The 26,185-nt window shown below is 64.4% G+C and carries 27 protein-coding genes and 1 tRNA gene; 13 read left to right on the top strand and 15 right to left on the bottom strand.

All coding sequences use genetic code 11. The features are described from left to right. Positions 1–47: 47 nt before the first annotated feature. The 4 genes from msrB to JQ639_RS12000 form a co-directional block, all read right to left on the bottom strand. Complete coding sequence (gene msrB, locus JQ639_RS12015) at positions 48–455, bottom strand: peptide-methionine (R)-S-oxide reductase MsrB (protein ID WP_211966317.1); 408 nt, start codon at positions 453–455, stop codon at positions 48–50. Between the two features lie 216 nt (positions 456–671). After that, positions 672–1,385: a peptide-methionine (S)-S-oxide reductase MsrA gene (gene msrA / locus JQ639_RS12010; protein ID WP_211966316.1), complete on the bottom strand. Its 714-nt coding sequence runs from the start codon at positions 1,383–1,385 to the stop codon at positions 672–674. Positions 1,386–1,662: 277 nt separating this feature from the next. Further along, complete coding sequence (locus JQ639_RS12005; protein ID WP_211966315.1) at positions 1,663–2,064, bottom strand: BA14K family protein; 402 nt, start codon at positions 2,062–2,064, stop codon at positions 1,663–1,665. 105 nt (positions 2,065–2,169) lie between these two features. Beyond that, entirely contained in the window at positions 2,170–3,279 is a 1,110-nt protein-coding gene (locus JQ639_RS12000) for an ATP-dependent DNA helicase (protein ID WP_211966314.1), read from the bottom strand. A 308-nt stretch (positions 3,280–3,587) separates the two neighbouring features. Between JQ639_RS12000 and JQ639_RS11995 the strand changes: the two genes are divergently transcribed. Next, positions 3,588–3,983, top strand: a complete 396-nt coding sequence (locus JQ639_RS11995; RefSeq protein WP_211966313.1) for a DUF4345 domain-containing protein — start codon at positions 3,588–3,590, stop codon at positions 3,981–3,983. Between the two features lie 20 nt (positions 3,984–4,003). After that, the gene (locus tag JQ639_RS11990) at positions 4,004–4,174 is read left to right on the top strand and encodes a hypothetical protein (protein ID WP_211966312.1); all 171 of its coding nucleotides are present in this window, start codon (positions 4,004–4,006) and stop codon (positions 4,172–4,174) included. Positions 4,175–4,803: 629 nt separating this feature from the next. Here JQ639_RS11990 and flbD read toward each other — a convergent pair. The 8 genes from flbD to JQ639_RS35670 form a co-directional block, all read right to left on the bottom strand. Next, entirely contained in the window at positions 4,804–6,183 is a 1,380-nt protein-coding gene (gene flbD / locus JQ639_RS11985) for a sigma-54-dependent transcriptional regulator FlbD (RefSeq protein WP_211966311.1), read from the bottom strand. Positions 6,184–6,252: 69 nt separating this feature from the next. Beyond that, the gene (gene fliN / locus JQ639_RS11980; protein WP_211966310.1) at positions 6,253–6,606 is read right to left on the bottom strand and encodes a flagellar motor switch protein FliN; all 354 of its coding nucleotides are present in this window, start codon (positions 6,604–6,606) and stop codon (positions 6,253–6,255) included. Positions 6,607–6,622: 16 nt separating this feature from the next. Next, the gene (locus tag JQ639_RS11975) at positions 6,623–7,261 is read right to left on the bottom strand and encodes a FliH/SctL family protein (protein WP_211966309.1); all 639 of its coding nucleotides are present in this window, start codon (positions 7,259–7,261) and stop codon (positions 6,623–6,625) included. After that, positions 7,261–8,349 (bottom strand): flagellar motor switch protein FliG, encoded by a 1,089-nt coding sequence (gene fliG / locus JQ639_RS11970; protein ID WP_211966308.1) that lies wholly within the window; start codon positions 8,347–8,349, stop codon positions 7,261–7,263. The genes JQ639_RS11975 and fliG overlap by 1 nt, the downstream gene beginning before the upstream one ends. Before the next feature lie 6 nt (positions 8,350–8,355). After that, on the bottom strand, positions 8,356–9,981 hold the full coding sequence (gene fliF / locus JQ639_RS11965) for a flagellar basal-body MS-ring/collar protein FliF (RefSeq protein ID WP_211966307.1): 1,626 nt from the start codon (positions 9,979–9,981) through the stop codon (positions 8,356–8,358). Positions 9,982–10,272: 291 nt separating this feature from the next. Next, positions 10,273–10,548, bottom strand: coding sequence for a CtrA inhibitor SciP (gene sciP / locus JQ639_RS11960; protein WP_002714638.1), 276 nt, complete (start codon positions 10,546–10,548; stop codon positions 10,273–10,275). 195 nt (positions 10,549–10,743) lie between these two features. Next, positions 10,744–11,472, bottom strand: a complete 729-nt coding sequence (locus JQ639_RS11955) for a flagellar hook assembly protein FlgD (protein ID WP_211966306.1) — start codon at positions 11,470–11,472, stop codon at positions 10,744–10,746. A gap of 9 nt (positions 11,473–11,481) precedes the next feature. Next, positions 11,482–12,546 carry a flagellar hook-length control protein FliK gene (locus JQ639_RS35670; protein ID WP_211966305.1) on the bottom strand — a complete coding sequence of 355 codons (1,065 nt, stop codon included), beginning with the start codon at positions 12,544–12,546 and terminating at the stop codon, positions 11,482–11,484. Between the two features lie 283 nt (positions 12,547–12,829). On the opposite strand from JQ639_RS35670, the gene JQ639_RS11945 reads away from it, so the two are divergent. The 5 genes from JQ639_RS11945 to JQ639_RS11925 all read left to right on the top strand — a co-directional run bounded on the left by JQ639_RS11945 (position 12,830) and on the right by JQ639_RS11925 (position 15,743). Beyond that, positions 12,830–13,003 (top strand): hypothetical protein, encoded by a 174-nt coding sequence (locus JQ639_RS11945; protein WP_211966304.1) that lies wholly within the window; start codon positions 12,830–12,832, stop codon positions 13,001–13,003. Between the two features lie 257 nt (positions 13,004–13,260). Further along, the gene (mnmA, locus tag JQ639_RS11940; protein WP_211966303.1) at positions 13,261–14,454 is read left to right on the top strand and encodes a tRNA 2-thiouridine(34) synthase MnmA; all 1,194 of its coding nucleotides are present in this window, start codon (positions 13,261–13,263) and stop codon (positions 14,452–14,454) included. A 22-nt stretch (positions 14,455–14,476) separates the two neighbouring features. Further along, positions 14,477–15,118: a class I SAM-dependent methyltransferase gene (locus JQ639_RS11935; RefSeq protein ID WP_211966302.1), complete on the top strand. Its 642-nt coding sequence runs from the start codon at positions 14,477–14,479 to the stop codon at positions 15,116–15,118. 66 nt (positions 15,119–15,184) lie between these two features. After that, complete coding sequence (locus tag JQ639_RS11930; RefSeq protein WP_371745058.1) at positions 15,185–15,547, top strand: hypothetical protein; 363 nt, start codon at positions 15,185–15,187, stop codon at positions 15,545–15,547. 119 nt (positions 15,548–15,666) lie between these two features. Then, positions 15,667–15,743 (top strand) — tRNA-Met (locus JQ639_RS11925). 220 nt (positions 15,744–15,963) lie between these two features. Here the strand turns inward: JQ639_RS11925 and JQ639_RS11920 are convergent. Next, positions 15,964–16,914, bottom strand: coding sequence for a GlxA family transcriptional regulator (locus tag JQ639_RS11920; RefSeq protein ID WP_211966301.1), 951 nt, complete (start codon positions 16,912–16,914; stop codon positions 15,964–15,966). Between the two features lie 146 nt (positions 16,915–17,060). Here JQ639_RS11920 and JQ639_RS11915 point away from each other — a divergent pair, with 146 nt between their 5' ends. From JQ639_RS11915 to JQ639_RS11905, 3 genes are all read left to right on the top strand, one after another. Then, positions 17,061–17,387: a DUF3817 domain-containing protein gene (locus JQ639_RS11915; RefSeq protein ID WP_211966300.1), complete on the top strand. Its 327-nt coding sequence runs from the start codon at positions 17,061–17,063 to the stop codon at positions 17,385–17,387. After that, a complete protein-coding gene (locus JQ639_RS11910) occupies positions 17,387–17,797 on the top strand; it encodes a CopD family protein (RefSeq protein WP_211966299.1) in 411 nt (136 codons plus the stop codon). The genes JQ639_RS11915 and JQ639_RS11910 overlap by 1 nt, the downstream gene beginning before the upstream one ends. A gap of 518 nt (positions 17,798–18,315) precedes the next feature. Next, entirely contained in the window at positions 18,316–19,392 is a 1,077-nt protein-coding gene (locus JQ639_RS11905) for an alpha/beta hydrolase family protein (protein WP_211966298.1), read from the top strand. 78 nt (positions 19,393–19,470) lie between these two features. On the opposite strand, the gene JQ639_RS11900 is transcribed toward JQ639_RS11905, so the two are convergent. Further along, entirely contained in the window at positions 19,471–19,947 is a 477-nt protein-coding gene (locus JQ639_RS11900; protein ID WP_211966297.1) for a MarR family winged helix-turn-helix transcriptional regulator, read from the bottom strand. Between the two features lie 412 nt (positions 19,948–20,359). Between JQ639_RS11900 and JQ639_RS11895 the strand changes: the two genes are divergently transcribed. Then, positions 20,360–21,886 (top strand): porin, encoded by a 1,527-nt coding sequence (locus tag JQ639_RS11895; RefSeq protein WP_211966296.1) that lies wholly within the window; start codon positions 20,360–20,362, stop codon positions 21,884–21,886. A gap of 200 nt (positions 21,887–22,086) precedes the next feature. Here JQ639_RS11895 and JQ639_RS11890 read toward each other — a convergent pair whose 3' ends face one another. Further along, positions 22,087–23,220, bottom strand: coding sequence for an AraC-like ligand-binding domain-containing protein (locus JQ639_RS11890; protein WP_211966295.1), 1,134 nt, complete (start codon positions 23,218–23,220; stop codon positions 22,087–22,089). 189 nt (positions 23,221–23,409) lie between these two features. Here JQ639_RS11890 and mhpA point away from each other — a divergent pair, with 189 nt between their 5' ends. Then, positions 23,410–25,059, top strand: coding sequence for a bifunctional 3-(3-hydroxy-phenyl)propionate/3-hydroxycinnamic acid hydroxylase MhpA (mhpA, locus tag JQ639_RS11885; RefSeq protein WP_211966294.1), 1,650 nt, complete (start codon positions 23,410–23,412; stop codon positions 25,057–25,059). Next, the gene (locus JQ639_RS11880; RefSeq protein ID WP_211966293.1) at positions 25,056–26,123 is read left to right on the top strand and encodes an alpha/beta hydrolase family protein; all 1,068 of its coding nucleotides are present in this window, start codon (positions 25,056–25,058) and stop codon (positions 26,121–26,123) included. The genes mhpA and JQ639_RS11880 overlap by 4 nt, the downstream gene beginning before the upstream one ends. Positions 26,124–26,185: the final 62 nt, after the last annotated feature.

The raw sequence follows: 26,185 nt of genomic DNA, 5'->3' as shown, positions 1-26,185 counted from the left end.
GTCGCGCAAGGCGGGGAACGCGTTCACAGCGGAGACCGCCTATCTGGTTATTTCGGACTCAGTTTCAAGGCCGCCGAGTTGATACAATAACGCAGACCTGTTGGTCCCGGGCCGTCGGGAAAGACGTGACCGAGGTGTCCCTGACAGTTCGAGCAGAGTACCTCGGTCCGAATCATGCCGTGGCTGAAATCCTGCTCTTCGTCGATATGTGATTCACGAATGGGAGCCGTGAAACTCGGCCATCCGCAGCCGGAATCGAATTTCGTGTCGGATTCGAACAGTGTCTGGCCGCAGCCCGCGCACGTGTATGTGCCCTTTGTCGTGGTGTGCTCGTATTCGCCGGAGAATGGCCGCTCGGTCGCCTTCTCACGCAGCACAGCGTACTGCATCGGCGTCAATTCCTTGCGCCACTCGGCTTCCGATTTCTGGACTTTGGGGCCGTTGCTGTCGGTCATGCTCTACTCCGTTCTCGGATGACAAGTGCGCGCCCGATGTGCAGGGCGCGCACGAAAATGTGAAATCAGTTGATCGGCCGCTGGCTGCAATGGCGGCAGTCGGCCGTACTGCCCAACCAAAGACCTCGCTCTCTCGATTCAGGTCGTCGCCTCAGGTCGTCGCCTCAGGTCGTCGCCTCAGGTCGTCGCCTCAGTTCGTCGCCTCAGTTCGTCGCCTTAGTTCGTCGCCTTGGCATCACGCACCAGCACCGGTTGATCGCGGTAGACCTCGGCGAAGACTTTCTTTAGCGCCTCGATCTTCGGCAGGTCGTTATAGACGATGTAGGGTTGCGACGGATGCAGGGTCAGGTAGTCCTGATGATAGTCCTCGGCGGGATAGAAAGTCTTGCCGCTCTCGATCGTGGTCGCAATCGACTTGCGGAAGACTTTCGCCGTGTTGAGCTGCGCGATATAGGCTTCCGCGACTTTCTTCTGGGCGTCGTTCTCGGCGAAGATGGTCGAGCGGTACTGCGTACCGCTGTCCGGCCCCTGCCGGTTGAGCTGGGTGGGATCGTGGGCGACCGAGAAATAGATCTGCAGCAGCTTTCCGTAGGAGATCACCTTGGGATCGTAGGTGATCTGCACGGATTCGGCGTGGCCGGTCCTGCCGGTGCCGCTTGCAGGGTAGTTCGCCGTGTCCTTGCTGCCGCCAGCGTAGCCCGAGACCGCCTTCAGCACCCCGCGGGTGTGCTGAAAAACCCCCTGGACGCCCCAGAAACATCCGCCGGCGATGACCGCCGTCTGCGGCCCGTCGGCCGCCGGGAGATCGCTCGCTGGAGGCGGGATGACCACAGCGTCCTCCGCCGCGGCGGTTGGACCGGTGAGCACGGCGCTCCACAGCAGGCATACAGCCGTCGTGAGGGCCAGGGGATGCAGGAAATGGCGTGGCATCGATATGTCCTCGGAATGGCGCGGGGGGCTGCCGCGAGAGGGATTATGGCGGGATCGCGTCTCGTTTCGCAACGAAGCGCGAGATCATTCCGAGATACGGCGGGGGGCGAAGCGCGTTACCGCCTCCCGATACACGACTTTGTGAGCGCGTGATCACTCGTTGGAGTGCGGACGATATCCTGTCCGAGCGGGGCACAAAAAAGCTGCGGGGCGGGCCCCGCAGCTGTCAATGTTGCCCGGTCCGGATTGCCGAATCCACGGCGCCGGGGGTGACGCGTTACGGGCAGGGATAGCGGTTGCCATCGCGGTTGAGGTAGGTGCCCGAGGCCGGGTCGTAGGACCGGTAGCGCTGGGCGCAGTAAGCGGCGTTGCGCTGGGCGGCCGCATTGGCCTGACCGGCGGCGATTGCGCCACCGATGATGGCACCCGCGGCAAGGCCGCCGATGATCGCGCCAGCGCCGGCACCGCCGCCGTGATGATGGTGGCGATAACCATAGCCGCCGCGATAGCCGCCATGGCCGTGCCAGCGGCGATACTGCACGCTCTCCGTCACCGCCGGGGCGGCCTGCGCGAGCCCGGCATTGGCGCGCAACGGCGCGGCCAGGGCCGGAGCTGTCGACACAGCCGACAGCGCGGTCGTCGCAATCAGGGCAGCAGCAAGAGGTCGGACAAATCGCATCACTATCTCCTTTTGGGTGGCAAGGAGTTATAACGCTGGATCGGACGATAGGTTCCCGCAGTTCCCGAGCCTGTCACACGCCTCGCAGCGACGCATTGTCGCTGTTCAGACCACGATACTCAGCTTCTTCGCGGCACGGGTAATGCCGGTGTAGAGCCAGCGGGCGCGCGAATCCTGGAATGCGAAGCTCTCGTCGAACAGCACGACATCGTCCCACTGCGAGCCCTGCGACTTGTGCACCGTGAGGACGTAGCCGTAGTCGAACTCGTCGTAAGGCTTGCGCTGTTCCCACGGAATCTCCTCGATGCCGCCACTGAAGCACTCGCCGCGGACGGAGACCTTGGTGACCTTGCCGGCGACTTCCTCGTCGGGCATCAGGCGCATGGTGACGATCAGCGATTTCGATTGCGCCCGTGCCTTGACGCGCCACAGGCCACCATTGAAAAGCGCTTTCTTGCGGTTGTTGCGAAGGCACACCAGCTTGTCGCCGGCCACGGGAAGCATTTCCTCGATGCCTTGCTTCTGACGCACCCGCATATTGTAGGCGCGACGCGTGTTGTTGCGGCCGACCAGGATCTGGTCGGCCTGCATCACCCGCTCGGGATCGAGTGCGTTGCGCTTCACCACCTGGCTGTCGCCGAATTCACCGATCTCGAGCGAACGACCCTCGCGCACAGCCATCGACATCCGGACGATCGGATCGTCTTCGGCCTGGCGATGGACCTCGGTCAGCATGGCATCGGGCTCGGCGTCGGTGAAGAAGCCGCCGCCCTGGATCGGCGGCAACTGCGCGGGGTCGCCGAGCACGAGAAGCGGAGCGCCGAACGACAGCAGATCCCTGCCGAGGTCGCCATCCACCATGGAGCATTCGTCGACTACAATCAGCTTGGCCTTGGAAGCCGGCGCATCGTCCCACAATTCGAAGTTCGGCGTTTCCTCGCCCGTCTCACGGGCGCGATAGATCAGGGAGTGAATGGTGGAAGCGTTGTCGCAACCCTTGTTGCGCATCACCAGCGCGGCCTTGCCGGTGAAGGCGGCGTATTTGACCTCGCCGTCGACGCCGTCGGCGATATGGCGGGCGAGCGTGGTCTTGCCCGTGCCGGCGAAGCCGAACAGGCGGAAGATCTGCGGCGTGCTGCCTTCGCCGGGCTTGGCCTTCAACCATTGCGCCACGGCGTTGAGCGCGTCGTTCTGGTGCGGGGTGAACGTGGTCATGATCGGACAGGTACAAAGATGGAACGAGCCGTGTACATACATGACTCGGCCGGCTTTGGTTGAGAAAATCGGAGTAGAGGCACATGTGCCGTAGGTAGGGGCCCCTGCGTCGGGTGACCCCATCATGTTGATTTGCTGCGCCCATCTACGGCTGCTCCGTCGCAGGATGGCGCTTCGCTGGGGATGACGCGGGGGCGATATGCGATATTCGCGCTCGCGCGCTGTCCTTTTGCACTTCATCGCCATATTGAGGCGGGGCGGTCGTGATGCAGGATGGACCGCACCTCCGTCGCTGCTTCGAGGGCATCATGGAACGAAGGCTGCTTCAGTTCGCCATTTTCATCGCCGGTCTCGTTCCGATCGGTCTTGGCCTTGCGGGTGTCGCGTGGGGTCTGCGTTTCGTCGATCCAGGCAATAGTCCGTCGCTTGATGGCGCCGTGCGTTTTCTGTCCGGCGTGCTGCTGGCGGTCGGCGTGCAATACTGGGTTTCGATCCCGCACATCGAGAAGCATCAGACGCAGTTCTCGGTGCTGACGTTCATCCTGGTGTTCGGCACGCTGGCGCGTCTGACATCGCTGTTCTTCGGCGGCGTGCCGAGCTTCGGCACCATCTTCGTGTCGGCGGTGACGTTGATCTATGTCCCACTGCTGTGGCTGTGGCAGCGGCGGCTGGTGCACAGTCACCGCGTCTACAGCACGCCCTGATGCGAGGACCGTGACTGCCGATGATGCGGGCATTTGTCGAGCGTGGACTGGCCTGGCTCGCCGTGGCTGTAGTGATCGTCGTGGCGGGCTTTCTCGCGCTACGTCTCTATGACGCCTATGTGCGCCCGCCCCCCGAGCCCCAGCAGCCGATCAGGATCTTCCGCACGCCAACCAACAATGATTTTTCCTGATGGCGGTGGCGAGATCACGCTGCTGCATTCAAGCGACGGCGCCGGGCAAGTTACCGAGGCGCAGGCTGGAATCCATCCTGTGGTGCGGATCGGGAAGGCGCGAAGACCTGATGATCGGGGACCGCGGCTGAACCGGATGGCGCACCGGCCCGCGTCGTCGTTTCCCGATCTCGCGTGCCGGGTGGCGGTGCGTCATCCCATGCGTTCTGCGGTCGGACCTTGACGGTGCGAACATTCCCCGAGCCGGTATCTGGCGCCGATAGCTTGCCATACCCTTCGGCCGGGATCGGTGGCATCGACTGGGTCCGGATGTGGGATGGCCAGATCGCGTCCGCGGTCGCGAGTGTTGCTGGCACGGCCGTCACGGTGACGACCAGAGCAACGATCCGATATCGGCTCAAGCGGAAGGCTGGCAGCATCTGAACCTCACGATTGACTGTCCGACGCCGACGACCTGACAGTCGCGGGCGCTACGTTGCTGACGACCATCCGTCGTCTTGTGACGACGTCGCAGTCATCATGACATAGGCGTCTTTCGGCAGAAAGCGATATCGATCGTCCTCCGCGAAACGAAGAGGCCGGCGCTGCGGAAGTCGCGCCGGCCCTTATCATTCCAGATGGAGAATCTGTCAGGCCGATGCGGCGATGTTGCGGTAGTCGCCAGCGCCGGCCGGTGTGATCGGCAGGCCGCCATCGGCATACTCGTTGAGCTTGTTGCGCAGCGTGCGGATCGAGATGCCGAGGATGTTCGCGGCGTGAGTACGGTTGCCGAGGCAGTGCTTCAGCGTTTCGAGGATCAGGTCGCGCTCGACGTCCGCGACCGTGCGGCCGACCAGTGCCCGTGTCACCTGCTCGGCGGCAAGCGTGGCGTGGGCCACGGCGGGGGCCGTCTTGGCGAGGTCGAGCCGGTCGCCGTCCGGCGTCAGGATCGCATCGGCGCCGATCTCGTCGCCGCTCGCCATCAGCACCGAGCGGTGGATGGTATTTTCGAGCTCGCGGACGTTGCCCTGCCAGCGGTTGGTCGTCAGCACCCGCCTGGCCTCCGCCGAAAGCGGCCGCACTGGCACGCCGTTGGCTTCGGCGTACTTGCGGGCGAAGTGCTGGGCCAGCTCCAGGACGTCGGCCGGGCGGTCGCGCAGCGCCGGCAGCTTGAGGTTCACGACATTGAGGCGGAACAGCAGGTCTTCGCGGAAGATGCCTTCGCGCACCGCCTCCGTGAGGTTGCGGTTCGACGTCGCGATGATGCGGATGTCGACCGGGACAGGGCGGGTGCCGCCGACGCGGTCGATGACGCGTTCCTGGATTGCGCGCAGCAGCTTCGACTGCAGGCGCACATCCATCTCCGAGATTTCGTCGAGCAGCAGCGTGCCGCCGGTCGCTTCCTCGAACTTGCCGATGCGCCGGGCGATGGCGCCGGTGAAGGCGCCCTTCTCATGGCCGAACAGCTCGGACTCCAGCAGATGTTCGGGGATCGCGGCGCAGTTGACGGAAATGAACGGGCGCTTGGCGCGCTGGGAGCGGGTGTGAACGTAGCGCGCCAGCACTTCCTTGCCGGTGCCGGACTCGCCGGTGATCAGCACGGAGGCGTCCGAGCCTGCGATCTGCTGGGCGAGCTTGATGACCTTGGCCATCGCCTCGTCGCGGTAGATCAGGTCGCGGGCATCGTTGGCGACGGCAGCGAGCACCGCGGCGATCAGCTCCGGATCCGGAGGCAGCGGGATGTATTCCTTGGCGCCGGCATGGATCGCGGCGACGGCGGCGCGGGCATCGCTGTTGATGCCGCACGCGACAATCGGAACGTGAATGTGCTCTGCCTCGAGCCGCATCACGAGGTCGCGGATGTCGAGTGCGACGTCGACGAGCAAGAGGTCCGCGCCCTTGCCGTTGCGCAATACCTTCAGCGACTGTTCGCAATCCTCGGCGTGCGTGACTGTCGCGCCATTCTCCATCGCGATCTTGGTCGCGGTCGTGAGCTGGCCTTTCAGAGAGCCAACGATGAGAAGCCGCATGTTCCGCTCCTGTATCCTGTCCTGTTGTCACGGGCCCGGTCACGCCGTCCCGTCATCGTCCTGAGTCGACTAGCCGCGTTCGGCCTTGATGATTTCCGTCATGGTGACGCCGAGCTTGTCCTCGACCAGCACCACTTCGCCGCGCGCCACCAGGCGGTTGTTGACATAGATGTCGATGGCTTCGCCGACGCGGCGATCGAGTTCGAGCACCGTGCCTGGTCCAAGCTTGAGAAGGTCGCCAACGTCCATCTTGGAACGGCCGAGCACCGCCGAGACCTGCACCGGAACGTCGAACACCGCTTCGAGGTCACCGGCGACCCGCGAGGTCTGCTCCTCTTCCTCGTGGTAGCCGATATCGGCGAGATCCGGCGCGTCGGTAGTGTTGAGATCCTGCAGCGGGACGTGGGGGTCGTTGGTGCTCATGCGTCAGTTCCCGTTGTCAATGCGAAGGCCGGCCAATGCCGGTCTGGCCACGCGACGCCATGTAGCGCCCGACCAGTTCGTCGATCTTGGCTTCCGTGGTCGCGCGATCGCGGGTGACGCCGCCGTCAGCCCATTCGATCCGGCAGTCGCCGCTGGTGATATCCGGCTCGGCGAGGATCACGAGACGGCCCTGAAAGCCACTGTTGGAGGCGAGGCGCTCGATGTCCTGGCGGGCGCTGTCGTAGAGCTGGTCGTTGATACGCACCACGATATGCGGCGTCGATGTCAGATGACGAAAGCAGTCGCTGATCAGCGCCATCATTTCGGTCAGCGGTTCGGCGGCTATGAGGTCGCTGCACAACTTGCGCGCCACCGCCACCGCGACATCCACCGCCTCGGTTTCCATGCGATTCTCGATGGTGCCGAACTGCTGCGCGATCGCGCCGATGGCGTGCCCGATCTGATCGAGGGCGGCGGCCATGCGGCGACTGTTCTCGACATTGGCCTCCTGTCGGCCGGCCTCGTAGCCGGCGCGATAGCCACGAGCCTCGCCGTCGGCGACCTGCTCGGCGACTTCCGTGGCCGTCGGTGCGCGTTGCTGGGTCCGCGGAGCGGAGAAGTCGGTATCGAACAGAAATTTTGCCGGGGCGCCCATCAGTACACCAGCTCGTCGTCGGCGCGGTTCTTGGCCAGCATGATCTCGCCCTTGGCGGCGAGATCCTTGGCGAGATTCACCAGCAACGCCTGCGCCTCGTCGACGTCGCGCAGCCGCACCGGCCCGCTCGAGGCCATATCGTCGCTGAGCATCTTGGCGGCGCGGCTCGACATGTTGCCGAAGAAGAACTGGCGAACCGCTTCGTTGGCGCCCTTCAGCGCCACCGCCAGCTTCTCCTTGTCGACATTGCGCATCAGCGTCTGTGCCGAGCCGGCGTCGAGCTTGATCAGGTCGTCGAACGTGAACATCAGCGCCTTGATGCGTTCGGCGGACTCGCGGTTGTCTTCCTCCAGCGAAGTAATGAAGCGCGTCTCGGTCTGGCGGTCGAAGTTGTTGAAGATCTCGGCCATCACCTCGTGGGCGTCGCGACGTCGGGTCTGCGACAGGTTGGACATGAACTCCACCCGCAGCGTCTGTTCGACCCGCTCGATGACCTCCTTCTGTACGGCTTCCATCTTCAGCATGCGATTGACGACATCGAGCGCCATCTCTTCGGGCAGGATCGAGAGCACACGGGCGGCGTGCTCCGATTTCAGCTTCGACAACACCACGGCGATGGTTTGCGGATACTCGTTCTTGAGGTAGTTCGCGAGCACCTCTTCCTGCACGTTGGAGAGTTTCTCCCACATATTGCGCCCCGCGGGACCCCGAATTTCATCCATGATGCCGTTGACCCGGTCGGCGGGAAGATATTGCTGCAGCAACCGTTCGGTGGCGTCGAAGTTGCCCATCAGCGAGCCCGAAGCCGACATCCGCGATACGAACTCCAGCATCATGTCCTCGACCACCTCGGCCTCGATGTTGCCGAGCGTCGACATGTGCAGTGACAGTTCGCGAACCTCGTCGTCGTCGAGCAGGGACCACACCTTGCCGCCATACTGCTCGCCAAGCGCGAGCATCAGCATGGCGGCGCGCTTGGGGCCGCTGACCTTGTCGCCCTGTGGGCGTCCGGCCTGTCGTGCGGCGAGAGCCGCGACGGTGCTGGCGATGTCGTTTGCGTTCGGAGCGGTGAGCTGGTTGGACGCCATGTCGGGTTATGCCGGTTCCTGGAGCCATTGACGGACGATCGCGACGGCCTCGTGCGGGTTGCGTTCCGCCAGTTCGCCGACACGGTGGACGGACTGGGCGTGGACCTGGCCCTGCACCTGGGCAACGTCGATCATTTGCGACATCGCGCTATTGCCGCCGGGCAACTGCGCCGGGGCGGGCGCCGATGCGTCGGTGAGCGCGGGGGCGACGGGCGCCTGCGGCGCTCCGGTCAGCAGGTTGACTTCGGGAGAGAGGATACGCTTGACCAGCGGGCGGATCACCACGAACAGCACCACGATACCCAGCAGCATCATGACGATGAGTTCGATGACGTTCATCACGTCGTCCTTGGTGAACTGCATCATCCCCATCAGGCCGGTCGGCTCATTGAGCGGAGCGACGCTCGGCGCTTCGGCGAACTTCAGGTTGACCACTTCCACCTGGTCGCCGCGCTTCTGGTCGAAGCCGATCGCCGAACGCACCAGAGCGCCGATGCGGTCGAGCTCTTCCTTGCTGCGCGGTGCGTAGACGCTGTCACCCTTGTCGTTCTTGGTGTAGGTGCCGTCGACCAGCACGGCGACGGAGATGCGGTTGACGCGGCCGGCTTCCGTGACCTCGGTCTTGGTGGTGCGGGAAATCTCGTAGTTGTTGATTTCCTCGCTCTTCTTGCTCTGGTCGCGAACCTGGGTGCCGTTGTCGTTGCGCTGCTGGCCGGGAAGCTCGTTGTTGACGGTCACCTGGCCGTCGCGCTGGTCCCCGGAGGCACTCGATTCTTCGCGGGTCTGGCTGGACCGCAGCACCCGTCCTTCCGGATCGAACTTGTCCGACGTCTGGGTGACCTTGTTGTAGTCGAAGTCGGCGGAGAGCTGGACACGGGTGCGGCCGGCGCCGACCACCGAGGAGACGATGTTCTCGATCTGCTCGCGCATCCGCTTCTCGTAAGCAATGCGGCGCTCGTCGCCGGTCGCCCCTTCGGCGGCGTCGCCTGAAGCGCCGTCGGCGAGCAGGCGGCCGGTCTCGTCCACGATCGAGACCCGCTGCGGCTTGAGCCCGTTGACGGCGGAGGCGACGACATGGCGGATGGCGCGGACCTGCTGGGGCTCGAGCATGCCGCGCACGCGCACGACGATCGAAGCGGATGGCTCGGGGGTCTCGCGGGAGAACAGCGGGCGTTCCGGCAGCACCAGGTGGACGCGGGCGAACTGCACCCGGTCGATCGCGCGGATGGTGCGGGCGAGTTCGCCCTCGAGGGCACGCAAGTGGTTGATGTTCTGAACAAAACTGGTCGTGCCCAGCGCGTCGGACTTGTCGAAGATCTCGTAGCCGACGCCGCCGCCCTTGGGCAGACCGGACTCGGCGAGCTTCATGCGCAGCTTGGTGACCTTGTCCTTCGGCACCATCAGCACGGCACCGTCGTTGCGCATCTCGTAGGGGATGGCCTGGCGCTCCAGCTCCTTGATGATGCCGGAGGAATCCTCATAGCTGAGGTCGGTGAACAGGGTGGTCATCTGCGGCGTCGTGACGCGCATGATGAGGAAGGCAAAGAAGCCGATCAGCGCGACGGTCACGGCGACCATCGCCGCCAGTCGCGCCGCTCCCAGCGATCTCAGAAATGCCAACAGACCTTGCAAGGATCCAGCCCCAGATTCGGCACACACACCGACTGGGCAAAATTTGCCCATGGGATGGTTTCCATATGGTTAACAAAGGTTAACCGGGTCGGCGTTTTAAAGATTTGGGAACCATCCGGTGTCTAAAAAGCACACTATTCGAGCGGTTCGGGCAGCCCGGCATTGACCAAACGGCCCTCGGCGGCGGTCAGCCGTTAACTTTTGTGACCACGCGGGGTGGTTGCGCCCATGAAAAAAGCCGGTCCTGGGGACCGGCTTTCTCGAATGTCGGGCGTTTTGCAGGCGCTCTGCTTACTGGCGGTACTGCTGGATTCGGGTGGTGCGCAGCCCGGCCAGGCCATGCTGGTCAATGGAGAACTGCCAGGAGAGAAACTCGTCGACGGTCAGAGTGTAACGGCTGCAGGCTTCCTCGAGGGACAGCAGGCCTCCGCGAACGGCGGCTACGACCTCGGCTTTGCGGCGGATGACCCACCGTTTTGTCCCTGGAGCAGGCAGATCCGCGATCGTTAACGGGCTGCCGTCAGGCCCGATGACGTATTTCACCCTCGGGCGATGGGGTTCTGTCATGGCTTACTCACATACTCTAACCACTGAACTCACTTGGGAACTCTACCCCCGGCCGCTTAAAATTTGCCTAAGCATATGGCTTCAATGAGAATCTCCTTGGACAGAACGCGCCATGCGCCAAAGCCCCCGGCCGCGGGTGGCGGACGGGGGCGAAAACAGACGACAGGATGGTGAACGGCGGCGCGGTGGCCGTCGTCAGGAAGAGGTCGGGCGCACCACGCTCTTGATCTTGTCGGTGGTGTAGCTCTGTCCGCCGATCGACAGCAGCGCCGGGTTCGCGGTGAGGTCGACGGAATCGACCACGCCCCGAATCTGGGTCGATACAGCGACGGCCTGTCCGTTGGCGTCCTTGGCCGTCACGCTCATCTTGTAGCTGCCGTCAGGCCACTGCGTGCCGTCGGTGCCCTTGCCGTCCCAGACGAAATTGGCATTGCCCGAGTTGAGGGAGAAGTTGCCACTATAGACGGTCTGACCGGCGGAGTTGGTGATGGTCATCACCGCCGAGGCGCTTTTGGGCGAATTGAACGTCCAGGTGGCCGTGCTCTTTCCGGTCGATGCGTTCTTGGCGAGCGAGGTCGTGCTGCCGTCGACGACCACCGTGGCGCCGACGAACGCCAGCGCCTGCGTCGACTGCGCTGTCTTCTCGATATTGACCAGCGTGGTGAGCTGGGTGTTGGCCTTGAGCTGCTGTTCGACCTGCGCAAACTGCACGAGTTGCTGGGTGAACTGGTTGGTATCAAGCGGGTCGAGCGGATTCTGGTTCTTCAGCTGCGTGGTCAGCAGCGTCAGAAAGGTCTGAAAATTATCCGCAAGGCCCGGGGTGCTGGTCCCCGAACCCGATCCGGAGCTGCTTGAACTGCCGGACGAGGGGGCGCTCGAAGGCGCAGACGTAATTGCTCCAGGCGGGGTGGCATCAATGGCCATGATCTCTCCTCACACCCTGATATCGACGCCACCGGCGGCACCGTAGGCGCGGCCATAGCTGCGCCCGGCTACCTGTGTCGGAACGGTGTTGTCGTCGTCGTGGATCACCAGCCGTTGTGGATTGCGGCCTGAGCTGCCGTCGTCGCCGCGGCTGTTCGACGAGAATGATGACTGATCGCGCAGACTGAACTGAAGACCACTGTCCCCGGTCTTGAGGCCGGCGTCCTCGAGCGCGCGCTGCAGATGCGGCGCATCCCGCTGCAGCATGTTGAAGGTCTCGACCTTGTCGACCGTGAGATGCGAGGTCACCTGGCCGTTCTTGTCGACGTCGAGACGCACGTCGATGCGGCCGAGCTCGGGCGGGTCGAGCCGTATTTCGAACCGGCTGTTGCCGGCTTGGGCCTGGGTCGTCAGTGCCACAGCGACGCCGCTGACCGGTATTGCCCCCTGGCTGCTGGCGGTGGCGGCTGTCGCCGTGGATGCCGACCCCGTGATCGCTGCGCTGTGCTGGAGCTGCAGCGTAGCGGCGGCATGCTGGCTCGCGTTCGCCGGCAGGGCCGAAGCGTCAAGGGTGAAGGTCTGCTGGTGATGGCCGCCCCCGGGGGCGGTCGCATCGCCGTCCTTGGCGTTCACGTCGCCCTTGCCGCTGCCGGCCTGCTCGGCCGCGTCCGGCTTAGCCTGGCCGTTGGCCGGCTGGGCCTGTGTCGCATTGCCTGTCGCGGCGGCGGTTCCGTCGGTCTGGGGCACGCCGGTCGTGCCTGTGGTCGTGTCGGTTGCCTGGGACGTGGCCTTGGCGGTGGTCTGCGCCGTCTTGTCGCCGCTCTTGCCGGCTTGCGCGGTTGCGCCCGCGGTTGCCGTCCTGCCAGGTCCGTTCTGACCTGTCCCGGCAGCGGCAACGAGCTCCGCCCCGGCGGTGGTCGCTTCGGTCGCTGCAGTCGCGCCTGTCGTTCCGGCAACGCCGGCACCGCCGGCCAGGGATGTTCCCGCGATGGCGCCTGTCGTTGTCCCCGCCGCCACGGCGTCGGCGCCGCCCGTCGGAGTGCTGCCGGCCGTTACGGTGGCGGCGATGGCCACGGCGACAGGCTGCTGTTGCGGGGCTGTCGCCTGAGCCGGGGTGACCGTATCCGCTGTCTTGTCGGAGGCCTTCTGCGGACTGTCCTTGTCGGAATCGGATTTGTCCGCTTTGTCGGCCTTGCCGTTCTTGCTGCCGGCACCGTTCTTGCCGGGCTGCGCCGCCGCGCCCTGAGCGGGCTGCGATGCAGGCGTATTGTTTGAAGGCGGTGTGTTAGAGGTATTATTGTCCTGCTGGTCCGACGATGATGGCCGATTGGATGTTTGCTGGGCCGAGGATTGGTTGTTGGACGAGGATCGGGCTCGGTCGGCCGCATCCGCGTTGCTGCTGACCAGCGCGGCAAAGCTGCCGCTGCCGGACGACGGCGCGGACGAGCTTGAGCGCGGCCGCGCTGGCGGCGGCGCGGTAGTCGCGGACGGATCGGACGTGACACTGAACACGGGAACCCTCTTGCACTAGAGCAACCATGTCTCAGCAAGGAGTGGGCCAGTTCCGTCGTCTGATAAATGATAGCTATTTCAGATGCTTAGATTGATCGAAGGGCGTAACCGGTTCCTGCCGGACGGCGCGTTTCTGCCCGGCGGCAAGATTTGCCCCATTCTAGTCGGGGGCAAGCCGTTCCAATTGCTTCACCGGAGACCCAACTACTATAAAGAGTGGATGTGACGGTCGGCGGCTCCAGGAGTCGGCGCCGCGGGTGAGGTTGGCCGAACGAAATGCTCAACAGTCTGGATCTGGAAGGTCGTCCCGAGGACACGCGGGTGGTCGTCGCCATGTCGGGCGGCGTCGATTCGTCGACCACGGCTGCGCTGCTGAAGGCGCAGGGCTATGACGTCGTTGGTATCACTCTGCAGCTTTACGATCACGGCGCGGCGACCCATCGCAAGGGCGCGTGCTGTGCGGGCCAGGATATCTATGACGCGCGCGCGGTCGCCGAGCGGATCGGCATTCCGCACTATGTACTCGATTATGAAAGCCGCTTCCGCGAGGCGGTGATCGACCGCTTCGCCGAAAGCTATGTGCTCGGCGAGACGCCGGTACCGTGCATCGAGTGCAACCGCTCGATCAAGTTTCGCGACCTGCTGACGACGGCCCGCGAGCTCGGCGCGCAGGCGCTGGCTACCGGCCACTATGTGTCATCGCGCCGTCTCGCTGATGGTTCGCGCGCGCTGGTGTGCGCCGCCGATGCCGAACGCGACCAGAGCTACTTTCTGTTTGCCACTACGGGCGAGCAGCTGCAGGACCTGCGCTTTCCGCTCGGGGACATGACCAAGGCGCAGACGCGCGAGCTGGCGCGCCGCTTCGATCTGTCTGTGGCGGACAAGCACGACAGCCAGGACATCTGCTTCGTGCCGACTGGCCGCTACACGGACGTGATCGAGCGGCTCAAGCCCAACGCGATGCAGCCCGGTGACATCGTCGACCTGGACGGACGTGTCATCGGCAAGCATCAGGGAATCGCGCACTTCACGGTCGGCCAGCGCCGGGGCCTCGGCATCGCCGCCGACGTGCCGCTCTATGTGGTGCGGCTCGACGCGACGACACGCCACGTGGTGGTCGGGCCGCGCGAGGCGCTACGCATGCGCCGCATCATGCTGCGCGACGTCAACTGGATCGGAGACGGTTCGCTCGTCGAGGCGGCGAGCCGCGGGCTCGAGATGTTCGTCAAGGTGCGCTCGACACGTGCGGCGCAACCCGCCTGGCTGCGTCAGGCCGGGGGCGTCTACGAGGTGGAACTGGTCGATGGCGAGGAAGGCGTTTCGCCGGGGCAGGCCTGTGTGTTTTACGATGCGCCGACGGGGCAGGCGCGGGTGCTTGGCGGCGGATTCATTACTCACGCGATGCCGCAGGTGGTGCGGCCGGGGGCCGCCGTAGCGACGTCCGAGCCGCTGGCCGCGGACGTGCACTGACGCCAATCGACAGGGCAGGGGGATGGCAAACGATATCGATCGCGCCGGTGTCGCGAAAGCGTATGCGCGCTGGGCGCCGGTCTACGACCTGGTGTTCGGGCCGGTGTTCGACCAGGGCCGCAAATCCACGATCGCGGTTGCGGACGCCATTGGCGGCCGTATCCTCGATGTCGGTGTCGGCACGGGGCTGTCGCTGTCGGACTATTCGCCGACCACGCGGATCTGCGGCGTCGACATTTCCGAACCGATGTTGCGCAAGGCACAGGAGCGCGTCCGTGCGCTCAACCTCGCCAACGTCGAGACGCTGTCGGTGATGGATGCGAAGCATCTCGCCTTCGCCGACAACACGTTCGACGCGGTCGTGGCGCAATACGTCATCACCGCGGTGCCGGATCCGGAGGCGACGCTCGACGATTTCGTCCGCGTGCTGAAGCCGGGCGGCGAGCTGATCCTTGTCAATCACATCGGCGCCGAGAGCGGGCCGCGCCGCATGTTCGAAATGGGCTTCGCGCCACTGGCGCGCCGGCTCGGGTGGCGTCCGGAGTTTCCCTGGGCGCGCCTCGAGAACTGGGCAAAGCGCCATGGCGGCGTCTCGCTCAGAGAGCGGCGGCCGATGCCGCCGATGGGACACTTTTCGCTCATCCGCTACGTCAAGGCGTCGTGACGCTCGTCACGATGTTGCGGGCTGCGGTTCCGGGGAACGAGCTGCAACGTGCCGGGTTTCTCTGGCATGCGATGGACCCGTACCCTTTCCATGATCGGCGCGAGCCTGCTGGTTCCGACGCTGATCCATGCCCAGGCGCCGCCGTCCGCGGCGACACCCCAGCCCCCGACGGCCCTGCCAGTCGTCGACAATGCCGCCCGGCGCTGCGCACCGACCGAGCCGCGTGACGGCGCCCTCGCGCCCGAGGATCTGACGACCGGGCAGGCGCAGGAGCCGCTCGGTGACAAACTGGCCAAATCTGATGGTGTGCTCTGCCCCCCGGCCAATGTCGACCCGGACATACGGGCGCCGGCGCCAGGAGGCGGCAACACGCCCGTGATTCCGCCGCCAGGGAGCCCGGGCGGGGATCCGTCGGTCCGCCCGAAATAGCGATTTTTCCCGATCCGACAGAGATTTCCAGGGATTTGGGGGAGGTTGCTTGACATCGATTTGGCAGCCTCCTTATATGCCGCCCGTTCGCAGGCGGTTCGGCCGCTGCGAGCCGACTTGGCGGGGTAGCTCAGCTGGTTAGAGCACGGGAATCATAATCCTGGGGTCGGGGGTTCGAGTCCCTCTCCCGCTACCAAGTCCTCCCATGTCATAACTTTTCCTCGATCAAGACTTTTCCCGACGAACGCGTCTCGCGACGGGGGTCTTGCACGATCGAGTCTCCTCCCGAGTGCAGTCCGGCGCGCCGTTCAGAGACGATTGTTCTCCAGCGCTCTGGCAGCTCATCACATCGTCCCTGCCGCACGCAATGTGCGGGTCGTTTGGTGCGCGCGGTGCGGAGAGCGGCTCGTCGCTGGTCAGCTGGCCTTCTCCATGGGTGCCTTGAAACGCTGGCGATAGGCGGTCGGGCTGATGCCGACGATGCGCCGGAAGCGCGATCGGAAACTGACGGGCGATTCGAATCCGGTCGTCTGCGCGATCCGGTCGATCAGCAGCGTGCTGGTTTCAAGCAGTTCCTGCGCCCGGCGGATTCGTCGCGTCAGCAGCCATTGCAGCGGCGTCGTTCCAGTCTGGTCGCGGAAGCGGCGCGCCAGCGTGCGCTCGCTCATGCCGGCTTGGCGGGCGAGAGCGCGGACATCGAGCGCGCGATCGAGATTGGCGCTCATCCAGTCGAGGAGTGCCGCAAGGCTCGAGGCGTTTGGTGGCGGGTGCCGGATGAACTGGGACTGACCGCCATCGCGCCCGAGCGGCGCGACGGCGAGCCGGGCGGCGTCTGCTGCGACAGCTTGGCCATGGTCGCGATGGACGAGATGCAGGCACATATCCAGACCGGCCGACGCGCCCGCCGACGTGATCAGCCGTCCCTCGTCGACGAACAGCACGTTCGCATCGACCGCAATACGCGGATGCCGTCGAGCGAGTTCGTCGGCACACAGCCAGTGTGTGGTCGCGCGGCGGCCGTCCAGTAGCCCACTCGCTGCGAGGACGAAGGCTCCCGAACAGATCGATCCTAACCGGGCACCGCGCGTCCATGCCGCGCGCAGCGCCTTGAGGACGCGCGGTGAAACAGGCACCGTGACATCGTCGACGCCGGGAATCAGCACGGTGTCGGCCGACGCCAATTCTTTCAATCCCCAATCCGCACGCAGCGTGAAATTGCGTGAGCGCACGTCGGTGGTCTCGGCGCATACGCGCACGGTGTAGCACGGTTGCCCCGATGAGTTGCGTGCTCGTTCGAACACCTCGCACGGGATCGAGAGGTCGAACGGCACGAAGCCCTCCAGCGCGAGAATGGCGATCTTGTGCATGAAGCCCCAGGTGGCTGCGAAGTCCCGGTGAACACTATCACGGCCGCAACTGGCGGAAAATGATCGTATAATGTCATTTCCGCCACTCACGGCCCGGACCAGCCTTGCCGTAGGTGGAGCCCGATCGTGGTCGGGGAGAGCTGGCGATGTCGGATGACAACAAGCTGGTGCGGTTGCGGCGGCTCAGGGCGCTTGCGATCGCCGAAACCCTCACGCTGCTCGGGCTCGTGGGCGTTGCCGTGCCGTTGAAACATGTCGCGGGCTGGCCCGTCGCGGTGCATGTCATGGGACCCGTGCATGGCCTCGTCTTCCTCGCCTATTGCCGGGCTGTCGTCGCGGCGCTTGCGGAAGGCGGCTGGACCCGGAGCGAGGCGTTTCGGTTGCTGGCAAGCGCGTTCGTGCCGTTCGCGGGATTTGCCAATCTCGCCTTGTTCGCGCGCAAGGCCGCGCGCCGCATCGCGGCGCGGCCATAATGCTGACGTCGCTCTATCCCTGGCTGAAAGCGCTGCATGTGATCTGCACATTCGTCTTTGTGGCCGGACTGCTGGCGCTGTCGTCGTTGCTCGTGGCCGGACGGCGAGCGCCGGAGGCCGTGCGTCAGATCGCTCCGCTGGCGTTGCGATGGGACCGCCTGTTCACGCTGCCGGCGTTGCTCGCTGTCTGGGCGCTGGGGATGGTGCTGGCGCTGTCCGCGGGCTGGTTCACGAGCGGATGGCTTCAGATCAAGCTTGCGGTCGTGGTGGCGCTGTCGGCGATGCATGGCATGATGTCGGGCCAGGTACGGCGTTTCGTGACAACGGGTGCGCTTGCACGATGGTCGCCGTGGCCGTGGATTTTCGTGTCTCTGGCCGCGATCATCACGCTCGCCGTCGTCAAGCCGTAAGCACGATCGCGCGTCGATCGCGTCGCAACGTTGCCATTGGTCGCCAGGGATTTGCTTGCCGTACGCAGGTTTTGGCGAAGCCGCTTCGATGCGCTCCGCGATTGTATGTCCCAATTCGGCGCGGTCCAGCGCGATGTGTGTTCCAGTCGCTCTGCAACTTTGACGTCCGGTACAACATGTCGCATGGGATCGCCGATGCATATCGCCTATGCATCGCGCTCATCTAGGCAATGGCGCACGCAATGCGCTTCGCGAGTCGTCGTGACGATCCGGCGAGAATTGTTGGCTTCGTTGATCCGAAGTTCGTCGTCATGAATATGGCGAACAGGATGATGACGCGATCGATAACCATCGTTACGAAGCGCGACGCTCTGCTGGCGATATCAACAAGCAAGAAACGCGAAAAGCCTTCGCGCCGGTGATTGGGGAAGATGCCGGAGAAGATCCGGTATCGGAAATATCGTAACGGAAATGACGAGGAGCACAGATTCCGCCGTTTTGTTGGCGCCACATAAGGCATGGTCACGTTGATCGGCCGCCATATGCCTTCGCCAGCGGACAGCCTTGTCTTACGCCAGAGCTCCATCGACGATGGGGGCGACTGGCTTGAGGAATGCCTCCGCATCGGCGATCTGCAGTCAGCGTTGTTGACGCGCCTCATCGGGGAAGGGCGCCAGAGCATCGCGCGCTCGGCCGGCGTGAACGCATTGGCGGCCTTTCGTGCTGCGCTGCATCTCCTCGCAACCGGGGATCCCCGCCGCGATAACGTGATGTCCCGTTTGCGCGCCTGTGCCGACACTTTGCTGCGCCACGGCGAACCGCTGGCTGAATTCGTGACATTACCCGGCATCGATCGCGCTGCCCTGCGCGCCTGCTTCCTGCCGGCGTCGCGTTTGAGTGCGCGCGCGCCGGTGGTGATCTGTATCGGCGACGAGGACGAGCCCCTCGAACTGATGCTGAGTCGTGTCGCCCCTGCGATGATCGCCAAGGGGATGGCGCTGCTGCTGGTCGAGATGAGCGAGGTCGCGGATGCGCCGGGCCTGCAGCATGCTGGCCTGATCACAGCGGAAATGCGTGTGGGCGACTGTATTGACTATCTGGCGTCTCGTCGTGACGTTGATGCCGAACGGATCGCGGTTTGGGGAGACGGACTCGCAGCGGCGATCGCGACCCGTGCTGCGGTCGCTGAGGCGCGCGTGTGCGCGGCGGTGTGCGATGGGGGGCTATGGGATGCCCTGCGTGTCGGCGCAGGGGTCGCGTGGCTGTCGGGCGGCGACGAGGTCGTGGCGCGTCCGGGCGACACCGTGCGCCGCGTGCGCCTTGCGCAGCGGATCCGCTGTCCTTTCCTGGTTGTCGCCAGTGAACGGAATGTGGCGAGCGTTCAGGAGGCCGTGGCGTTGCAGGCCGATTGCGTTTGTCTCGGCATTGCCATGGATCTGGAGGTGCCCGGGGTCAACGCGGCGCCGCGGGACATCGTTGACGCGATGATGCGCAGCGAGGCACGTGTGGCCGACTGGTTGTCGATGCGATTGGGCGGGATGGCATCCGACCGGGCCCAGACGGATACACAGCAGGTGCTGGCCGGCCAGAGCTAGTTCTCGCTCGATGTTATCGGCCTGCGTGGCTTCATGATCCCGAACTCTACGGTCCGAAGGACCGTGTCCCCGGCGGGATCAGAGATCCAGCTCCAGTTGCCGGACGGCCCGCTCAGCGGCCTTGCGGATCGTCTCCAGTTTGGCGTTGAGGTCGGCCAGCGCGTCCGTGCCCAGTGCGCCAAACAGTGTGGCATCCAGTGCCGCGCGCTTGTCCGACAGTCGGGTGATTTCGGCGCGTGCCTTGGGTGTAAGTGACATCAGCACGAAGCGGGCGTCAGTCGGCGAGGGAATTCGCGTCAGGAGGCCGGTCTTTTCCAGACTCTTGGTCTGCGTGGTCACGAACGCCGGATGGACGCGCAACCGGCTCGAGACGTCGACGCCCGAGACGCCGGATCCCTGGTCAAGGGCGTCGATGGCCATGAGGATGAGCCATTGCGGCTCGCTGATGCCGAGCAGATCGGCCCAGGTCCTGTGAATGGCTTCGAAATGCGAATGAATCTCCAGGACCTTCCAGACGAAGCTTTCGGCTGCGCTGCTTGATCGATTCCCGCTCATGCCAATGCCATCGAACCCGTCGTCGACCCCGATTTGTCGAGCGCGTGTACTCAGCCTTCTAGCCGCAAAACCGGACGCAGTCTCCGCCTGTGGGTGGCCGATGGGCCATCGGAAAGTCAAAAAATGTGGCTGTGGCCAGTATTTAGCAGCAATTCGGCTGGCTTGGCAGGCTGTTGCACAACCGCAACAACCGTTGTTTGATTATGGCTTCATCAAGTCAATTGATTGAATTAATTATCTTAGTCAATTACCTGTGAGAAGCGGCCGAGGGGGGCACCCTCAAGGACGTTCCGTCGGGCAACCCCGGCCGGCGCAAGCCAGCGGGAAGGCGGATTAGCGGGCGATCGCGACTCCCGGAGGGGAACTCACGGGGAGCGTCGAACCGCCCTGAAACGCAAACTTGGAGGTTTGAATGAAGATGGCAAAGAGCTTCATGCTCGGTTCCGCGGCGGCTCTCGTCGCGCTCACCGGAGCTCAGGCGGCCGATCTTCCCGTCAAGGCCAAAGCGGTCGAGTACGTGAAGGTCTGCTCGCTCTACGGCGCGGGTTTCTACTACATCCCGGGCACCGATACCTGCATCCGCATCGGCGGCGCACTGCGTTTGGACACCTCGTTCAACGCCGGCACCTACGACGTGCCGTTCTGGCAGGGTGGCACCGGTGGTGCGAATTCGTACAACCGCAACTATTTCACGACGCGTGAGCGTCTGAACCTGTTCCTCGACACGCGCACTGCGACCGAATACGGCGTCGTTCGTACCTATGCCAACCTGCAGTTCGACTTCCTGCAGGGCCGCGAGAGCATCGCGGGCGGCTACATGGAGAACGACTTCCTGTTCATCCAGTTCGCCGGCTTCACCTTCGGTAAGGCCGTGTCGCAGTTCGACCCGCAGTGGGCGCTGGCCAAGCCGTGGATCGCTTCGGGTGTCAACGGCGGCTCGAACAACGCCACCGGCATTCCGCAGCTCGCCTACACCGCTTCGTTTGGCAACGGCGTGTCGGCGACGATCTCGCTCGAAGACGCTCAGCCTTACCGTTCGGCTGGTGTCGTGAACGCCTCGGCTGGCTTCCTCGGCCCGTTCGGCGCCGCGACCTCGGCCTACGGCGTTGCTGCCAACACCTTCGCTGGCAACGTCCAGACCGGCGACCATGTGCCGGATATCGTCGCCAACCTTCGCCTCGACCAGGCCTGGGGCTCGCTGCACTTCGGCGCCGCTGCGCATGAGGTTCACGGCACCTACTACACCTCGACCAACAGCGACTCGGGCAAGCCGAGCTCGACCTGGGGCTACGCGGTCACTGGTGCGTTCGAACTCAAGAACCTGCCGACCGGCATCGGCGACAGCCTGAAGGTTGAAGCCAGCTACGCCAAGGGCGCTGCCAAGTACGTCTGGGGTGGCACCACCGACACCGCCGGCGGCGGTCGCTATGCCAGGCTCGGCGCCGGCAACGGCACCGCGGGCAGCATGGCGCTCGGCTACGTGCTCGATGGCGTCTACACCAACGGTTCGAGCATCGACCTGAGCTCGGCCTGGGAAGTGAGCGCGTACTACGAGCACTACTGGACCCCGGCGTGGCGCACCTCGCTGTTCGGTTCGTACACGTCCATCAGCTATGGCACGTCCGGCAATGCGGCTCTGCTCGCTGCGGCGAACGCTCCTGTCAGCGCCACCTCTGGCTTCCTCGGTGCTGGTTCGTTCAACGGCACCAATACCGGCAACTTCAACTTCGCGGTTGCCCAGGTTGGTACGCGTACAGCCTGGACCCCCGTTCAGAACCTGACTCTGTCGGCTGAGTTCGTCTACAGCCGCCTGATCCAGAACCAGAACGGTACCTACACTGTCAACGCCGGCGTCCCGGGCGTTGCGCCTAACAGCACTCTCGAGATGAAGAACCAGAACCTGTTCAACGGTTCGGTTCAGATCCTGCGGAGCTTCTAAGCATCTACCACAAGAGAGGAGTCTTAACGCTCGCGTAATGTAAATCTCCGAATGCCTCCGGCAATGCCCTGCCGGAGGCATTTTCTTTTGCGAAGGCCGCAATCTGCGGTACGCATGCGCGTAGAGCCGCGCGTTGAGCACGTGGGATCGATGGCCGATTGTCAGAGGCAGCGTTGAACGCGCGCGAGCGACAACGCCATTCAATCGCAGTCGGTGCTGATCGCACTAGGGGTGACGCCGAACTCGGCCTTGAAGCAGGTCGAGAAGTGGCTGGTGTTGCGAAAGCCGTACTGCATCGCGATTTCGGAAATCCGCCGCGACGTTGCGCCTCCGCGCAACAGCGCATCGCGGCAACGTGTCAGCCGACGACTGCGGATGGTGCTGCCCACCGACTGGCCTGATCCCTCGAAGGCGCGGTGGAGATAGCGCAACGAGATGCGCAGGGCCGTCGCGATCGCCTCCGGTGACAGATCCGGGTCGGAGAGGTGACGATCGATGTGGGCGATCGCGCGGCGGTGGATTGCGCTGCGCGCGACCGAACTGCTCTCCGCAAGTTGGCCCTCGGCCGCTTCGAACATGATCCCGAAGAAGTCCACGATATGATCGGCCAGCGCGCTCGTCGTCGCGGCGTCCGTCCCGCCGGCGTGATGGCCAAGCGACCGGATCAGGTCCGAGCCGATCGCAGCGATGCCTGCATGGCCCGGATACTCGACGGCGCAACGCGCCGCGACATCGCGGAGACGAATGTGCAGCGTGCGTTTGGGAATCTTGAGGAAGTAACTGTCGGTCTGGCCGCGATGGCGCAGCGTATAGGGCTCCGACAGGTCCAGCATGCTGAAGCTGCCGCTCTTGAGCTCGCATTCACGGTCGAACTGGGTCACCGTGAGCGGTCCTTGCCTGACCATGACGATGAGACACTCGTCGATGACGTCGCCGGAGATATGCTGCCGCGTCCGCCGGGAGAATTCACCGCCAACCACCGAGCGTGTCAGTTCGAGCGATCCCAGCGCGGCCCTGCTGATTTCTCCAGCGAAGCCCGGGATGTCGTCGATCTCGACGTCCAGCGGCGCATACAATCCGGAGATGGCCTCCTGCCATCGGTGGCGCTTGTCACTGCGTAGTGCACTGGTGGAGCAAACGACCTTCATGTCTTCCTCCCCCGGGGTCCGGCGCCCGTTGCGAGAACTGTAGGGCAGCCCATTCCCGCGGTGAAGAGCCGTCTTGTGACGTGAGCAAGATGTCTTCCGTCGAAAGGTGGTTTGTGCACGCACACGAAGGTTTTGGTGCACGGCTTCGAAAGCCGCCATCTGCCCGTTTGAAGTCGCTTCGCCCATAGTGGCGGTCAGGACATGCAGCGGGTCATCCGATCCCTGTCGTCGCGTGAGCCGATCCCGGCGATATCGTTCCGGTTGTGTGAATTCAGTCCTGCCGAAGGCCACGCCTTCGGCAATGGACGGGGCATGTCTGCGGAGAGGCTGGAGTACGGCGCAAGCCACGCACAAAAACAATAGATGGAGGGAACGGTGAACAATTCATCAGCAAGGGCGGACGTGATCGCGGAACGGCGCAATGTCGCGATTATCGGTTGCGGCCCGACGGGACTGGCCGCAGCGGCGCTGATCGGCAAGGCGGGGCATCATGTAATCGTCATCGAACGCTGGCCGGAGCCGTATGGCCTGCCCAGGCTGTCGCACATCGATGGCGAGACGGCGCGTCTCGTGCAGTCGGCAGGTGATATCGACCACGCGTTGCGTGATGCGCTCGCGATCGACAACTATCACTACCTCGATGCGGACGGAAACATCCTGATCGATCTGGACTGGAAGGGCACGCAGTGCGGGTTTCCGGCTCATATTTCGATCTTCCAGCCGGAGATCGAGGAGGCGATGGACCGCCGCGCCCGCTCTCAGCCGAATGTCGAGGTGCTGCGCGGTTGGGAGGCAGTCGCGATCGCCGTGGCAACGGACCGTGTCAACGTGACGGTGCAGCCATGGGCCGCATCGTGGAACACGACCGCCGATTCCCCGCCGCGCCAGCGGCTGTTCGAGGTCGACTATGTGATCGGCGCCGATGGCGCCCACAGTTTCACGCGGCGAGCGCTGGGGATCGAGCGCGTGCAGTTCGGGCATCACGAGCGCTGGCTCAATCTCGATTCCGAATATGTGCGGGACCTTGGCGATCGTTTTGCCGTGACGTCGATCTACTGCGATCCGGCGCGTGCACACATGTACATGCCGGTCGGCAAGTCGCGTGTGCGTTTCGAGATGCGCGTGTTGCCGGGAGAAGATACCGCTTACTGGGAAGACCTCGGTAACGGCCTGCAATGGCTTGCGGCGCAGCACGGCATCGGGCTCGATGACGTCAAGCCGATCCGCAATGTCGTGTACACCTTCGATCCCGCGATGACCGCGCAATGGCGTCGCGGCCGGGGGCTGCTCGCGGGCGATGCCGCCCACACCATGATGCCCTATATGGGGCAGGGCGCCTGCTCGGGAATTCGCGACAGCGCCAATCTCGCCTGGAAGCTGGACCTGGTGCTGACCGGACTGTGCTCCGAGTGCCTGCTCGACAGCTATGAGCAGGAGCGTCGCCCTCACGTGGCTGCCATCACGGAAACGTCCACGTTCCTCGGTATGGTGGCCAACGAGGACGATCCTGTGAAGGTTGCGACCCGCAACGCGATGCTGCGCTCGGGACAGGTCCCGCCGCTGCCGTCCTTTCCAAAGATCGAGGCCGGGGTGGTTCATGTCGAGGAAGACGGCAGCCTGCTGCCGACGACCGGCGCGCCGACGCCCCAGGGTATCGTTCGCCACGCCGGGGTTGAAGGGCGGCTCGACGATGTGTTCGGGTCCGGCTTCCTGATCGTCAGCCGCGAAGATCCGACGCCGCATCTCGATCCGGCAATGCGCGTCTTTCTCGATCGACTGGGATGTGGAATCGCCGTGATTGGTGAGCAGGCCAGTGGCGCTCATGCCGCCGAAGACGTCGACGGAGCGCAATCCGATTATCTGCGCGCGCATGGCATGGCCGCCTATCTGCGCCGTCCGGATTTCATCGCTTTCGGTTCCGTTTCGGCATTGGATCAGCTGCCGGCGCTGTTGCGCAGTTTGCGCCGGTCGCTGTGCTGGTGTGCCGACGACGGCATGATCTCCTCATCGGGACACAGGGCATGATGACGCAAGCTGTTCCCTCCAGGCAGCTCTCTGCATTGCAGCGCGCGATGCCGATGACGCGCCTGATCGATTGCGGCATGGATTTCAACGACGCCGCCGCGCTGTTCGCGCGGACCAGCAATGGCGAGGCCTGGGATGTCGCCGCCGAGGCCATCGCGAATGATCATGTGTCGCGGGCGCGCGACGCAGAAGCGGAGAAACGTCTCATCACCTGTGCGGAAGAGCTTCGGCGGGCGGTGGCAGCACTGATCTTCGCGCAGATGGCGTTCAATTTCGACACGCCTCGCAAGGCGGAACTCTACCGCAAGCTTGCGGCCGCGAGCCGCAGGCTGTGCGCGGTACATGACATTCCATCGGAGCGGATCGAGGTGCCGTTCGCCGGGAAGCACCTTGTCGGCTGGCTGGTGCGTCCGGTCGGGCGATCCGCATCCGGCACTGTCGTGCTGTTCGGGGGCCAAAGCGGCTGGGGGATGGCTTATCTACCCGCCGCGCGCGCGCTGGCGAAGCGCGGTCTGGCGACAATTCTGGCCGAGGGTCCTGGCCAGGGCGAGACGCGGATTGGGCAGAGGATGTTCCTCGACGTCGACGTGCCCGCCGCGTATCAGGCGTTCGTGGACTTCATCGCTGCCGATCCGTCGCTCGGGCGCCCTGGCATCTGGGGCAACAGCTATGGCGGCCTGTGGGCTGCCAAGACGGCGGCGCGGGATCGCCGTCTCGCGGCGTGCTGTGTCAACGGCTCGTTCGCGCGGCCAAAAATCCTGCCGTTCCGAACCGCGCTGGAGCAGTCGGCGGCGATGCTTGGGACCGAAGACGAGGGCGCAATCGAGCGAAACTTCGCGCGCATGGCGTTCGATCCCGCTGTCGACCGCATCGACTGCCCGCTGCTCGTGTTGCATGGCGGTGCGGATCCGCTGGTCGAGCTGGCCGATCAGGAGCCATTTCTCGCCGCCGCCACCGGTGAGAAAACCCTGCGGGTATGGCCGGATGGCGAGCACACCATCTACAACCATGGCTTTGAGCGGACGTCGCTGGTCGCAGACTGGTTCGCGATGCACTTGCGGTAGGGGTTACGCAAGCCGTTGCCGGGGATGCTGGACGCGACCGTCGGGGAAGCCGCCAAGGCGGC

The organism is Bradyrhizobium sp. U87765 SZCCT0048, from assembly GCF_018131225.1.
GTDB lineage: Bacteria > Pseudomonadota > Alphaproteobacteria > Rhizobiales > Xanthobacteraceae > Bradyrhizobium_A.
The sequence above is the reverse complement of the archived record's forward strand: the minus strand, read 5'-3'. Positions and strand labels throughout refer to the sequence as shown.